Source organism: Microcoleus sp. B3-D2 (assembly GCF_036705345.1).
Taxonomy (GTDB): Bacteria; Cyanobacteriota; Cyanobacteriia; order Cyanobacteriales; family Microcoleaceae; genus Microcoleus.
Genome location: NZ_JAUBUG010000030.1, coordinates 1 through 12766, shown reverse-complemented (window position 1 = coordinate 12766; position 12766 = coordinate 1). Strand labels below are relative to the sequence as shown.

Genomic DNA, 12766 nt, shown 5'->3' with positions numbered 1-12766 from the left:
GTTGGAAATGCAGGAAAACTGGCAATTTTTGCTAAAGCAGCATATTACAAACCAATATGTGAAGAATCCGCCAGAGTGGGTTGACGTTAATATTTCTACATCTGGCTTGTTGAATCTGACAATTATCAGCGATTGCTTTGTCGGTTTATCCATGCCCCAGCGCAAGGAGCAAATCTCAATTTTACTTAAATCTCAGGTGCCTCATTTATCTCCTGGCTTTCTCTCCCTATATACACTTCAAGAAGCCGAATCACTTAATCTTTCACAGCCACAGGTTTTTAATGCAGCCTCAGTAAACACTTGGCAAGATTTAGCTATACAAGCAGCCAACCCGCAAAATCCACCTCAACTACCCCAGCGCGAACTCCGTGTACCCAGAACAATAACATTTTATTCTTTTAAAGGAGGAGTAGGTCGAACTACTGCATTAACCCATGTTGCCTCAATTTTAGCAATGCGGGGTCTTAAAGTTGTAGCTGTTGATTTAGATTTAGAAGCACCTGGCTTAAGTACAGCATTTAACCTCAAACCACAACCAAAGTATGGAATTGTGGACTATTTTTATGAGCGTTCCTACTTACCAGAGGGAGTAGAACCAAGTATTTCAATTGCAGAAATATTGGGTGAAGTGAGAGTCCCTAATGCCACTGGAAGATTATTTGTTGTTCCTGCTGGTTGTCTCACCCTTGATTATATATCTAAAGTTGACGATCTCCATGCTACAACTGTTATTGATGGAAATCAAAGTCTTTGGTCTGTTTTTAAAACAGAAATTAACGAACAATTAAAGCCCGATATTCTCTTAGTTGATTCAAGAACTGGAATTAACCAATGGGGAGCTTTATCATTAATTCAAGCTGCTGATGAAGCAATTATTTTTCTTTTTCCTAATGAACAGAATAAGCAGGGAATAGAAGTTCTTTTACAATCACTTCAAAGTCTCACTGATCTCTCAATTAATTTTGTTTTTTCTCCGGTTCCTGATATTACGGAATTTGGCTTGTCAAAAGTAAATGAGATTTGGGAATCCTTGCGAAAAAAAATAAAAATAGCAACAAATGAAAATTATGAAGCAGATGAAGATGAGTCAGATTTAGACAACGCTCAAACTCTAATAGAAGAATTTTTAGTAGTTCCTTACATTGTACCTATTGCTTTAGCGGACAGCTATCCTGTGCAAGGATCACAAGATTACTACACAAAAATTGCTAACTTGATTGATGAAAAAACTGATGAACTGAAACGTAGCACTCTTTTAAATACCATAGAGCAGCGACGATGGAAGATTATTGAAAGTCTGAAATTTCCTGAAGTAAATGCTGCCAATCAGAGCCAAGATTTGAGCTTATTATTTCAGAAGACTACTGATTTTGAAAGATTTTTAGATGATACAACCTGCCTAATTAGAGGAAGAAAAGGAACAGGTAAAACTGCGCTCTATTGGCTTTTTCTAAAGCACAAAAATGTTGCTCAAAAATTAGCACGTGGGCGATTGGATAATACTGTATTTTTGTCAGCACATGGTACATTTCAGGAAAGTCGCCCATCCCGTGATGAATTTCAAATCATCCATCAAACTTTGCAGAAAAAGAGTGGCACATGGGAAGCTTTTTGGAGAGCTTATTTACTGCTTAGATGCTATCAGGAAAATTTAGTGAAATTTCCTAGACTTGCCAAATATAGAGAATTGAAAAAAACCCTTAATTTCTTACCTCAAGAAATATGGCAGTCTGAGAATACTCACGCTTTGTTAGAATTATCTACTAACCCTCAACTAAGGCTCATAGTCAAAGATGCCGTCAACATTCTTCTTAATGAACAATACAGAGAGAATTCTAAAAAAATATGGTTTCTTTACGATGATTTAGATGAAGATTTTCCGGACGCAGGAGAAGTAAGACAGCAAGCACTAACTGGATTATTTCAATTAGTTCAGTCTTGTGATGCTAACAGATTAACAGAAATTAGATTTAAAATTTTCTTGAGAGAAGATATCTGGAATCGTTTGATTTTTGATAACAAAAGTCATTTAACTGGACGGGATATTCTTTTGCAATGGAATAGAATTGACTTTTTACGGTTAGCACTTCGTCAAGCAATACAATCTAAAGATTTCAAGAATTTGGTTGATAAATTTTCTCCTGTGGCTGTTGAAAGTATCGATCAAGCTAGCGAAAATGCGATTGATAAAGCCTTAGAAATACTTTGGGGAAGTCGTCGCAGGAGAGGGGAAAAAGCTAAATATGTATCCAGATGGGTCTATGAAAGATTAACAGACTCAAGTAGTACTACTTTTCCTCGAAGTTTAAGCATATTACTAGAAGGAGCAAAAGAGCATGAATTAAGCTATGAAGAGAAATTATCAATTCAATCACCCACTGACCGTTTATTGCGAAGTAAATCTTTAGAAATCGGCTTGAAGAAAGCATCAGAAAAACGGTGTGAAGAAATTAAAGAAGAATATCCTGATTTGACTAAGTTTTTGGATAACCTTAAGGGAAAGTCAGCCTTTTTATCAAAAGAACAATTGCAAGAAATATGGCAGGAGTCAGGCTCTAATATTTTAGCAAATTTGGATTTTGAACAATTTGTCTCGTTTTTGGGCAAAATAGGCATTATTGAGTGGCGAGAAAAAGAACAACGCTATAAATTCGCTGATATATATGTGCATGGTTTTGAGATGGATCGCAGAGGCACATTATAGAAATGTATCAAATAATGCAGGAGTCAAAAATATAGAAATTATACTTGAACTTTATTAAGTCATGATTAAGTGCAACTTCATAGAGAACAATAGTCCGGACAGTTTTTAGTTCGTAGTCTGGAACCCTAGATTTTCCGTTGGTAGCTCGATTGCCTTGGAGCTTTGAAACCCTTATTCTACGGTTGGCTATCAAAAACTGTCCGAAGTATGGAGAGAAATGGTATGACTAATGACTGCTCACCAATGACTACTGACTACTGACTAATGACTAATACTTGCGATCGGCTCCCAACTGGTCACATCTTCAAATAAAGATTGATAGCCCGCTGCATTGGGATGAAGCCCGTCTGCAATCAGGCGCGATCGCCACCAATCACTGCCCCGATTTATCCATTTATCAAAAATATCTAAATAGGGAATTCCCCGCAACTCACAAGCTAATTTTGTTGCTTCCTTATACCGATATTGGTCAGCATGACTGTAATACAAACAATCTTGAAAAGGCATTTTACTTTCATCCACCGGCACCATCCCGACAAATATCACCGGACAAAGTTGTTGGGACAGGTTTAACAAATTATCCAAAACAGTTTTAAAATGTTCAAAATCAGTGTAGCTGCGCCCGGTAGGCGACTGCACTCTCGCCGAATCGTTGAGACCTACGGAAAGAATAATCGCATCCGGGACGCGGTTTCTGAGTTCGCCCCGCTGGCGAAACTCGTTTTCGAGTCGCTGGGCGACTTGATAGGTGCGATCGCCCCGAACACCCAAATTGTATAAAACGTGGCCTGCACTCTCCGGTAACATCCACTGGCGCCGCAATCTTTCCACCCAACCCCCGCCTACACCGTCGCCGAAACCGTAGATTAAGCTGTCGCCGAAAGCAACCAATTTGAGGGGATGAGAATTTCCCCGATGCAAGTGACCAAAGGAATAGGCTGTTGCTACCTGCATAAGCAATGATACTCAGTTAATAAATTATGAATCTTGACATACTAGACTAGAATGTAACATTACATAAAGTAGGGAGTCTCATGGTTAAGCGTCCAACTTTCGATTCAACTCAGCTAACCCGTCGGGCGGAAGAGTTGATTAACGGTGCATCCAACCGCTATCGGATTACGGTGCAGGTGGCGAACCGCGCAAAACGCCGTCGCTATGAAGATTTTGACAATATGGACGACCATCAAATGAAACCTGTAATGCGGGCGATATTTGAGATGTCGGACGAACTGAGTCAGCCGGAAATTATCGGACTCCCCTAGACTTCGGGAGTTTTGGGTTTTGAGTGGTGAATTGCGAGCAATTTTTTTAAACTCCACACTCAAAACTTTCTCAAACTAGACTGGCGGGCCAGGGCGAGAAACCCGGTTTCTTCTTAGCTGTCTCGTTGACAAACTTCTGATTTGCCTAAACCGGGTTTCTTTTCCTAAGTCCTCAAATTAGAAACTAGGACATCTGCTTGGGGGTAAGTTTATGAAATTATTCTATTTTTGAAATTATTGTCAAAACCGTGAATAGATTAAAGCAGGGCTTAAGTTTTCTGTTCGTTACTTTGAGTGTAGCGATTTTCACGCTTTTGAGTTGGGTATTGGAATCCGGGGAACTGAGTATGTCGGCTTTGGAACCTTCGCTGCTGCGGAGTTCTGAGTCTGCCTCAGTGCAGCGGGTGGCTCAAGAATCTGCGCCGTCGCAAGTCAGGGTGCAAGATGCGTGGAAATTGGTGTACGAAAAATTGCCGGATTTCCCGATCGAAAATAACTACATTTCTCAAGAAACTGGAAAAGTCGATCCTACCAATACTTTAGTCGGGCGGTTGATTCGATATCACGTATTTGTCAAAGGAAGGCCGCCCAATTACCGCTTTGATTGGAAGTTGAGTTTAGCTGACTATTTGGGGGCGACTCCCGATTATTTGGTAGAAAGCGTATATCCGGGAAAGGACGTTTTGCGCTCAAATCCAATGGAACAGGATCGTGCGGCTATTCAAAGGTTAAATAGAGCACAGCGCGATGCTTTGGTTCAAGCTTTGGTTGATGTTTTTACGGAGAATTCCGGGGGTGGGCGCACACAGGCGGGGGAAAAACCACAAGGGCGATCGAATTCGCCGGAGATACCGCAGCCGCAGCCGGGAGATGCGAAGTTACTGGCACCTTAATACTCATGGATACAGAAACCGAGTTTTTTACGGAAATATTGCTGTTGAGCCTTTAACACAGGTAAAAAACCCGTTTTCTTTCGTATTGATGGGTAAGCCCTACTAATGTAAAATCCAAAATCTAAAATCTAAAATCCCTTAATGGTGGAACGTGTAATTAAAACCGGTGTTGGGTGGCGTTTGGGATGGAACCCGGAGGCGGAGGAGTTTAAGGGTTTGGTGGCTGGCGACGGTTGGGCGATCGAACTCACAGACGCTGAGTTAAACGATTTTTGCCGATTGTTGGGGGAATTAGCAGGCACCATGAGTCAAATAGCCTCTGAGTTAATGGACGAGGAAAAAATCGCCATTGAAGCCGAAAGCGACTTGCTGTGGGTGCAGGTCGAAGGCTATCCCGAAGCTTACAGCGTGCAATTGATCTTGAATGCTGGCAGGAGGTGCGAGGGTTTTTGGCCCACGGCGGCGGTTCCGACTTTGGTGCAGGCCGCAAAAGTTTTAAAAGTTTTTTGACTTTTTCGGGAATTCTATGCTAAGCTATTAAAGCTGTCGGGGCGTAGCGCAGCTTGGTAGCGCACTACTTTGGGGTAGTAGGGGTCGTGGGTTCAAATCCCGCCGCTCCGATAGATGGAATCCTTATACACTAAGGATTCCATTATTTTTGGTAAATAAATCGTTCCTTACCCATTCTCAATAAGGGGTGACAGAATATGTCATACTCTGACAAAAAGTGGGATAAAATTGGGATATGCCAAAATGCTCTGTGAAGGTCAAGATTTTTAAGGATCGGCTTCGTTTAGTTTAGTCATGGCAAGGAAAACGATTTTGGTTGTACATCGGTCTGCCGGATACGATCGCCAACCGTAAAGCTGCTTCGATGCAAGCCAGCCAAATTGAACTCGACAGGGCTACATCTGAGACATTTCATAAGCGAAAAATTAAGGCAGATTGAATAAGTAAATTATAACAAATATTCCTGACTATGCAGGACTACCTACACAATGGAAGACTGTAATGGATATAAGGAAATCCGATTTAAAGGAAACAAAGTAAAATTTGCCGAAAACATTATACCTACCCTTGATGCTTCGTTCTTTGAGGTTTTCCCCCCGATCTTTGACTTTATTCAAGCACATTGTTAAGCATCTGTCGCTTCTGACGCAGACATATAAGTAAATTGGGCGTTACTGAGCGGGGGCGTGATTCTGCAAAATTCCCAATGAGTTTTCATAGCTTTCAGCTATCGGGTTCCTATCTTGAGTCAGCAACGCTATAGATATTTACTTTGAGCCATATTCACAAAATTAAACTATGCGATCGCCTGCTGTCGCAAAACTACTAAGATTGTCACGTAAACGTTGATGAATGCGATCGCTCCAAAACGGCACAACAGGCAAACCTTGATTAATCGTTTCCAACGCCAAACCACTCTCAAAACTTACCAAACATCGTCACTTTAAATCCAATAACAGCATAAACCGTTTCATCTGCCCTTCTAACACAGACGGCTGAAACAGCCACAACTCAGTAGCTTTAAGATTTTCCAGTATTTCCTGACATACTTTAAAACTCAAACCCATAGACAGCATAATATTCCATCACAGTCAGCGCCAACAAGTCCGTTGGCGAATAATAGACATTTCGACCTCACACCGAATCATCCACCCACCCGCAACGGACGCAATCCCAATGCACCGGGTGTTTCGTACTTGGAATAAGTCATTTCACATTGAGGACATCGATCGGTAAACAGTGGATGGGTATCCAGCAGCTTCAATTGTTCTTCTCGCGTCCACCGCTGCCTCGGTTGCAGGATGAGTTCGCCGTTGTAGTAGCTCGCACCTTCTGGTTCCCACAGTTCATCCGATGCGGCGTCGGGGTCTTCTCGAAAGTCGGAGCAAGTATCGGCGTTGGGGCCTGCGGGATGGACTGCACAGACGAGGTGTGGATTGTGCGCGTAGAGGAGACAGCACTCGCATTCGGGGAGTTTGGGCAATGGGCGCGTTGAGGTTATGGTTTGGGTTTTTGGTTCGGTTTTAGTTGCCCTCAGAAACGACAAGGGCGACGATCGAGAAGCGCAGAACGATCGAGCGATCGCGGAATAATAATTGCGGTCTTCGAGATCTCACAGCACCTCTCCTCTGATTGTTTGCAGCCTAGGTTCCCAGCATCCCGTACCTGCAACGCGAAAAAATACAAATGCTTCAAATTAACGAACGATTTGAGCGTGTTGTAGTAGGCAGTTCTAAAACTTCCCTCTATCTACAGGAGTAAGTTGAAGGAGAGTATGCGATCGCTTGCATCAGATTTCAAACTGTGAATCTCGCAGTCACACTTCAGTCTCCAAGCATTGGTCGTACCTGCAATTCTCGTGAAGTTCCAATTAGAACCTCCAACGATTAGCCTTTATTTGATTGCAACCTGTAGCTTATGTCGCATACATAGCGGTCTAAAGGTCGGGTTCAGCGGCGGCAGAGAACTTGAAACGAAGCAGAAAGCGTTTCGGTCTATCCGCTGCATTTGAACCCACATTCTGCCCTTTGAACTGGCACAGTCGAGAATTTTTGATTTTTGCTTCTACCTTCGACGACAAGACTCAATACTAAAGTCTTCTTCTAGCAAATCTGACCTTGCTTAGCAGCAGTAGAGTGACCAATAGGGTTACTGCCAACCCACCTTTCATCCACTGGTTCCGATGCCAATTGATAACGGCTGTCCGAGGAGAGTCGAATAGAAGGAGAATGGTTATCTAAACTGGCATGAATGGTAAACATACCAAAAATCAGAACATCTCCAGCCTCGAATTCGGAACTCAACCAACGTCCTCCGTATTTACAGCGCAAAGAAACCGGGTTTTTGGATAAGGCTCCATCCCACGATTTTTGATTGGAGGCATACAAAGAAGCCGTTTTTCTGTTGGCACAATAGCGATCGACATCTTTACATCCATAGCTATTTTTAATAGTCTCTAGATGATGAGAATTTTCCAAAATCATTAACCCGCCTGATTCCCAAGGAATATCGCCTAAGGGAGTCCAAGCCGTGTAAAGCTTGTCAGTTCCCCGTCCCATATACACAATGTCACAATGAGCGTAAGTTCCTTTTCCTGGGGCGACGGCTCTAAGCCAGGTGTAATCGTAATGCCGGACTTGACCGCCTAAAAACATTCCAAAAAATTCCATCATCCGTCCCGAATAAAGCAGTGTTTTCAGTGTTGAACTCCTGCTTGCTAAATCTGGACGGAAATTCATGCTTAATCCCGGTTTAGCGATGCAATCTAGAACAGGGCTTGAGAGTTCCAAGCTTCCCTCAGCAGCTAAACAAGCTGCAATTTCCTGACGAGCTTGCCAAACCTCTTGAGAGTTAAGAAAGGCTTTTAAGTATAAGTAACCGTCTTGTTGCATCCTCCGTCGCAATTGCTCTGGCTGTGCGAGTACATCGGAGGAATTCCTTAGATAACCAAAAGCCTCCTCACTGCAATCTAGTTCATAACCTAGGGAACTTAGCGCTGTTTTTGCTTGTCTAATTAGCATCGTGGCTACCCGTTTAAGCCGGGACAGTAGAAACTTCAGTATTCAACAGATGTGCAGGATAATACCTTTACCTTCGGTGGATTATCCGTCGTATCTGCTGGATAACACCCTAATTTTAAGGGATTAAACAGAAACTTTGCAGGTTAAGTCCGGGTTATTGGGTGTTATCTGTCACTTTTGCTGAATATTATCTCCTATATCGATCTTATCCAGCATTAACCTAATGTCACATCTCGTAAGAAAGACTCTCTCATTTTCAAAAAAGTTAGAAAACCATATTGGTGCTATTTGGTATTTTGTCCATCATTACAACTCGACTTTGAGGCAATAAATATTCAATCACTACATATTTACTACTACCCCGATACCATTGGCACATCTTACAACGTGACTAATATCCGGTTCATGTTTCTAAACAGCTTTGGCATCAGGGCCTAAACCTGAGAGCGGTGTTTCAAGACAAGTTGAAACGCCGCTCTCATTTTTGTCTCTAGCTTCTACCGGCATTTAGGATTGCCGCAGTTTAACGTAGCCTCGAACTCCGATCGCGGATAATCGGTTGAAGTTACGCCTAGAAACTCCTGGCAGAGGTTTTCGCTAAGACTGTGCGAAGGTCATAGCGATCGAGGTTCATCACCTTGTCCCACGCCGCCACAAAGTCATTGACAAACTTCTGCTGCGAGTCCACACATCCGTAGACTTCTGCCAAGGCTCGGAGCTGAGAGTTTGAGCCGAAGATGAGGTCAACACGGGTAGCAGTCCACTTAAGTTCGCCGGTTTTGCGATCGCTCCCCTCGAACTCATACTCATCTTCAGAGGTCGCCTTCCACGTCGTACCCAGGTCGAGCAGGTTCACGAAGAAGTCATTGGTCAACGTCTCTGGTTGATGGGTGAAGACGCCGTGTTTAGACCCTCCAAAGTTTGTACCCAGGACGCGCAACCCGCCCAGGAGAACCGTCATCTGAGGAGCTGACAGGGACAGCAACTGCGCCCGATCGACCAGTAGCTCTTCGAGGGATTCGCTGTGTTTGCCGCCTTTGTAGTTGCGGAACCCGTCCGCAGTCGGCTCAAGCACGGCGAAGGACTCGACATCCGTTTTCTCTTGCAGTGCATCCGTGCGTCCCGGCTTGAAGGGAACCGTCACGTCATGATCGGCATTTTTCGCCGCTTGCTCAATGCCCGCGCATCCGCCCAGAACGATCAAATCAGCGATCGAAACCCGCTTTCCGCCCGACTGCGAGTTGTTAAACTCCTGTTGAATTCCCTCCAGGGTTTGCAGCACTGTTGCCAACTGCTCTGGCTGGTTGACTTCCCAATCTTTCTGCGGCGCGAGACGAATGCGCCCCCCGTTCGCTCCACCGCGCATATCGGAGCAGCGGAACGTTGACGCCGACGCCCACGCAGTCGAAACGAGTTGGGAGACAGACAGTCCCGAAGCAAGAATCTTGCCCTTGAGGGCAGCGATGTCCTGCTCATCAATCAATTCATGATCGACTGCGGGAATGGGATCTTGCCACAAGAACTCTTCCTGGGGAACCTCTGGGCCGAGATAGCGCGATCGCGGTCCCATATCGCGGTGCGTCAGCTTGAACCACGCCTTGGCGAACTGAAGAGCGAACTCATCCGGGTTATCGTGGTAACGCTTCGCAATCGGGTTGTAGATGGGGTCCATCTTCATCGCCATGTCCGCCGTGGTCATCATGGGGGCGTGCCGTTTCGACGGATCGTGCGCGTCGGGTACCGTACCCGCACCAGCGTCGCCCTTGGGCTTCCATTGCCACGCGCCAGCGGGGCTTTTCGTCAACTCCCAGTCATATTTGAACAGGGTTTCGAGATAGCTGTTGTCCCACTGCGTCGGAGTGGGAGTCCATGCGCCTTCGATACCGCTGGTGATCGCATCGACCCCGACACCCGTGTTGAAGGCGTTCTTCCAGCCGAGGCCCTGATCGATGATGGTGGCCCCCCCAGGATCGGCACCTACGTGCGTCGCCTCGCCCGCACCGTGACATTTGCCGAACGTGTGCCCACCGGCGGTGAGCGCGACTGTCTCCTCGTCGTTCATCGCCATCCGACCAAAGGTTTCGCGAATATCGCGCCCTGAGCCGACCGGATCGGGCTCGCCGTCTGGCCCTTCTGGGTTCACGTAGATCAGTCCCATCTGAACGGCAGCGAGAGGATTCAGGAGCACCCGATCTTCTTCGTAACGCTCATTGCCGAGCCAGGCTTTCTCAGAACCCCAGTAGATGTCTTCCTCTGGCTGCCAGACATCCACGCGCCCACCCGCAAAACCCAACGTCTTGAAACCCATCGACTCAAGCGCGCAGTTGCCGGCGAAGATCATGAGGTCGGCCCACGAGATTTTCTTGCCGTATTTCTGCTTGATTGGCCAAAGCAACATACGCGCCTTGTCGAGGTTGGCATTGTCTGGCCAACTGTTGAGCGGCTCAAACCGCTGGCTACCCGAACCCGCGCCGCCGCGACCGTCGCCAATACGATATGTGCCGGCGCTGTGCCAAGCCATCCGGATGAAGAGCGGCCCATAATGGCCGTAGTCGGCTGGCCACCAGTCCTGGGAGGTGGTCATCAGCTCGTAGATATCTGCCCTCAAGGCAGCTAAGTCAAGACTCTTGAACTCCTCAGCATAGTTGAACGCCTCACCCATAGGATTGGCCTGGGGGGTGTGCTGGTGGAGGATGCTCAGATTCAAATAATGCGGCCACCAGTCTCGGTGCGATGGCCTATGACGAGGCTGAGATTTCTGACCGCCTCCCGTAAAGGGGCATCCATTTCCGTTGCTCATAGTATTTTCCTATCGAGGTGTGTGGGTAGGTTTTTTGATGTACTGCGGGTATTGCCAACAAATAGCATTATGGTAATTACTGGGATAATCGATGAGCAAATAATCTAAGAGAAATATAATTAACGTTATGATTTGAAACAATAGATTTGTAATTTGAAACAAACGGTTATTATTAATAACCCAAGGGTGAGCCTGTACGCGCTCTGGTTGAGCGCGGTCACTTTCCACAAAGCTCACATGATGCTGAGACACCCGCGACGGTGTAACGAGTAGGGTTAATTTATCCAAAATTTTTTTGTGGTTAGTAGTTGAGAGTGATGTACGCAGAGAATCTGACCTGCGTCGTTTGGAAAAGAACCTGAAAAAGGCTCGCACAGAAAAGGAAACGAATCGTCAAGCGGTTGGAAAACATTACCCGGTGCTTCGATCGCACCTTAAGCTCCTTCATGTTGGCGGTATGCACATCTGACGATCCAGTTCCTCCGGGTGGGCTTGGTGTTGGACGAGTTAAACGTCTGTTTCTTTCTTAACGAAGCCCGGTTTGTCCAGGTGACTCACGACAAGCATCCCTATTGGATGGAAGTAATTCCTCACGAAGCATTATCTCCAGTACCGCCATCACAGTTATCGGTAGATGATGGTGAAGACGATTTGGACATCCCATTCTAGTTGACTTGGACAAAACTTTGGCAGGTTCTCAGTAACTCTTTCCTCGTAATGGATTACACTCAACTTGAGCAACTACTCACCGCTTCGCGCGTGGCTTGAGGCAGATCGAGTAACTTATGTAATGGTGCGTCTAGCAACTGGGTGGAAGAAACCAAGACGTAATCCTATACAATTTCATCAATCCAGCTTTGAATCTTGCTAATCAGCTTTAGTGGGTCAGGTTGAATATCCTTGGTTGTTCAAGCGGATTTTGTTCGTGCAGCCGTGATTTTAATTGTCCGAGTCAAGGACAGCACGGAGCCTTGCCAGATGCTCAGCAATGACAACAGTATTATTATGCTCAGTACCTAACCGTTGTACACAAATCTCTAGAGCTTGCCCTAACAGGGATTCGGCTTCACTGTAGCGTCCTTGAGCCTGGTAGAGCAATACCAAATTATTCAGGCAAATTGCCGTATGAGGATGAGCGTTACCAAACAGGCGTTGCAACAGTTCTATGGCTTGACAATAAAGGGGTTCAGCTTCGCTATAGCGTTTCTGTTGACGGTAGATTTCTGCTAGATTATTCAAGCTTACTATGATATCTGGATGGTTATCTCCTAGTAAGCGTTTGCACAGGTTCAAGGCTTGGAGAGCTAAGGATTCAGCTTCACTGTAGCGTCCCTGACGTAGGTAGAAACTTGCAAGATTGTTCAAGCTCAGTGCCACCTGTGGATGGTCGTTACCAAACAGGCTTTGCCGAAGTTCTAGTGCCTGCACAAAGAGGGATTCGGCATCGCTATAGCGTTCCTGATGAAGATAGCAGCCTGCCAAATTATTTAGGCTATCTGCTATAGCCTTTCTCAGAAAGATGAGGTATGATGTAACTGACTTGAACGAAGTGAAAAATATAGAACCCGAAAATG

12 protein-coding genes, 1 tRNA gene and 1 pseudogene are annotated in these 12766 nt (G+C 45.4%); 7 read left to right on the top strand and 7 right to left on the bottom strand.

The window, feature by feature from the left end; all coding sequences use genetic code 11:
* Nucleotides 1-7: 7 nt before the first annotated feature.
* Nucleotides 8-2704, top strand: a complete 2697-nt coding sequence (locus tag QUB14_RS13390) for a P-loop ATPase, Sll1717 family (protein ID WP_333217536.1) — start codon at nucleotides 8-10, stop codon at nucleotides 2702-2704.
* A gap of 261 nt (nucleotides 2705-2965) precedes the next feature.
* Here QUB14_RS13390 and QUB14_RS13385 read toward each other — a convergent pair whose 3' ends face one another.
* A complete protein-coding gene (locus QUB14_RS13385; protein ID WP_333217535.1) occupies nucleotides 2966-3658 on the bottom strand; it encodes a GDSL-type esterase/lipase family protein in 693 nt (230 codons plus the stop codon).
* 80 nt (nucleotides 3659-3738) lie between these two features.
* Here QUB14_RS13385 and QUB14_RS13380 point away from each other — a divergent pair, with 80 nt between their 5' ends.
* The 4 genes from QUB14_RS13380 to QUB14_RS13365 all read left to right on the top strand — a co-directional run bounded on the left by QUB14_RS13380 (nucleotide 3739) and on the right by QUB14_RS13365 (nucleotide 5483).
* Nucleotides 3739-3969 (top strand): DNA-directed RNA polymerase subunit omega, encoded by a 231-nt coding sequence (locus tag QUB14_RS13380; RefSeq protein ID WP_190661101.1) that lies wholly within the window; start codon nucleotides 3739-3741, stop codon nucleotides 3967-3969.
* Nucleotides 3970-4217: 248 nt separating this feature from the next.
* Nucleotides 4218-4862, top strand: a complete 645-nt coding sequence (locus QUB14_RS13375; protein WP_333217534.1) for a hypothetical protein — start codon at nucleotides 4218-4220, stop codon at nucleotides 4860-4862.
* Between the two features lie 141 nt (nucleotides 4863-5003).
* The gene (locus QUB14_RS13370; RefSeq protein WP_333217533.1) at nucleotides 5004-5372 is read left to right on the top strand and encodes a DUF1818 family protein; all 369 of its coding nucleotides are present in this window, start codon (nucleotides 5004-5006) and stop codon (nucleotides 5370-5372) included.
* A 37-nt stretch (nucleotides 5373-5409) separates the two neighbouring features.
* Nucleotides 5410-5483: transfer RNA gene (locus QUB14_RS13365), tRNA-Pro, on the top strand.
* Nucleotides 5484-6163: 680 nt separating this feature from the next.
* Here QUB14_RS13365 and QUB14_RS13360 read toward each other — a convergent pair.
* The 4 genes from QUB14_RS13360 to QUB14_RS13345 all read right to left on the bottom strand — a co-directional run bounded on the left by QUB14_RS13360 (nucleotide 6164) and on the right by QUB14_RS13345 (nucleotide 8392).
* Complete coding sequence (locus tag QUB14_RS13360; RefSeq protein WP_190738173.1) at nucleotides 6164-6304, bottom strand: hypothetical protein; 141 nt, start codon at nucleotides 6302-6304, stop codon at nucleotides 6164-6166.
* A 6-nt stretch (nucleotides 6305-6310) separates the two neighbouring features.
* On the bottom strand, nucleotides 6311-6448 hold the full coding sequence (locus QUB14_RS13355) for a hypothetical protein (protein ID WP_190738174.1): 138 nt from the start codon (nucleotides 6446-6448) through the stop codon (nucleotides 6311-6313).
* A 68-nt stretch (nucleotides 6449-6516) separates the two neighbouring features.
* Nucleotides 6517-6855, bottom strand: a complete 339-nt coding sequence (locus tag QUB14_RS13350; RefSeq protein ID WP_333217532.1) for a hypothetical protein — start codon at nucleotides 6853-6855, stop codon at nucleotides 6517-6519.
* 619 nt (nucleotides 6856-7474) lie between these two features.
* Nucleotides 7475-8392 (bottom strand): phytanoyl-CoA dioxygenase family protein, encoded by a 918-nt coding sequence (locus QUB14_RS13345; RefSeq protein WP_333217531.1) that lies wholly within the window; start codon nucleotides 8390-8392, stop codon nucleotides 7475-7477.
* 223 nt (nucleotides 8393-8615) lie between these two features.
* On the opposite strand from QUB14_RS13345, the pseudogene QUB14_RS13340 reads away from it, so the two are divergent.
* Nucleotides 8616-8723, top strand: a pseudogene (locus tag QUB14_RS13340) (IS1 family transposase); the annotation flags it as partial.
* 240 nt (nucleotides 8724-8963) lie between these two features.
* Here the strand turns inward: QUB14_RS13340 and katG are convergent.
* Nucleotides 8964-11192, bottom strand: a complete 2229-nt coding sequence (katG, locus tag QUB14_RS13335; protein ID WP_333217530.1) for a catalase/peroxidase HPI — start codon at nucleotides 11190-11192, stop codon at nucleotides 8964-8966.
* 495 nt (nucleotides 11193-11687) lie between these two features.
* On the opposite strand from katG, the gene QUB14_RS13330 reads away from it, so the two are divergent.
* Nucleotides 11688-11861: a hypothetical protein gene (locus QUB14_RS13330; protein WP_333217529.1), complete on the top strand. Its 174-nt coding sequence runs from the start codon at nucleotides 11688-11690 to the stop codon at nucleotides 11859-11861.
* 270 nt (nucleotides 11862-12131) lie between these two features.
* On the opposite strand, the gene QUB14_RS13325 is transcribed toward QUB14_RS13330, so the two are convergent.
* Nucleotides 12132-12766, bottom strand: a 635-nt coding sequence (locus QUB14_RS13325) for a tetratricopeptide repeat protein (RefSeq protein ID WP_333217528.1), incomplete at its 5' end; no start/stop codon positions are given.

What these genes read in the sequence shown, in the direction of transcription:
- QUB14_RS13390 (WP_333217536.1), top strand. Translation starts at nt 8, where the DNA reads ATGCAGGAAAACTGGCAATTTTTGCTAAAGCAGCATATTACAAACCAA.
- QUB14_RS13385 (WP_333217535.1), bottom strand. Translation starts at nt 3,658, where the DNA reads ATGCAGGTAGCAACAGCCTATTCCTTTGGTCACTTGCATCGGGGAAAT.
- QUB14_RS13380 (WP_190661101.1), top strand. Translation starts at nt 3,739, where the DNA reads ATGGTTAAGCGTCCAACTTTCGATTCAACTCAGCTAACCCGTCGGGCG.
- QUB14_RS13370 (WP_333217533.1), top strand. Translation starts at nt 5,004, where the DNA reads ATGGTGGAACGTGTAATTAAAACCGGTGTTGGGTGGCGTTTGGGATGG.
- QUB14_RS13355 (WP_190738174.1), bottom strand. Translation starts at nt 6,448, where the DNA reads ATGCTGTCTATGGGTTTGAGTTTTAAAGTATGTCAGGAAATACTGGAA.
- QUB14_RS13345 (WP_333217531.1), bottom strand. Translation starts at nt 8,392, where the DNA reads ATGCTAATTAGACAAGCAAAAACAGCGCTAAGTTCCCTAGGTTATGAA.
- katG (WP_333217530.1), bottom strand. Translation starts at nt 11,192, where the DNA reads ATGAGCAACGGAAATGGATGCCCCTTTACGGGAGGCGGTCAGAAATCT.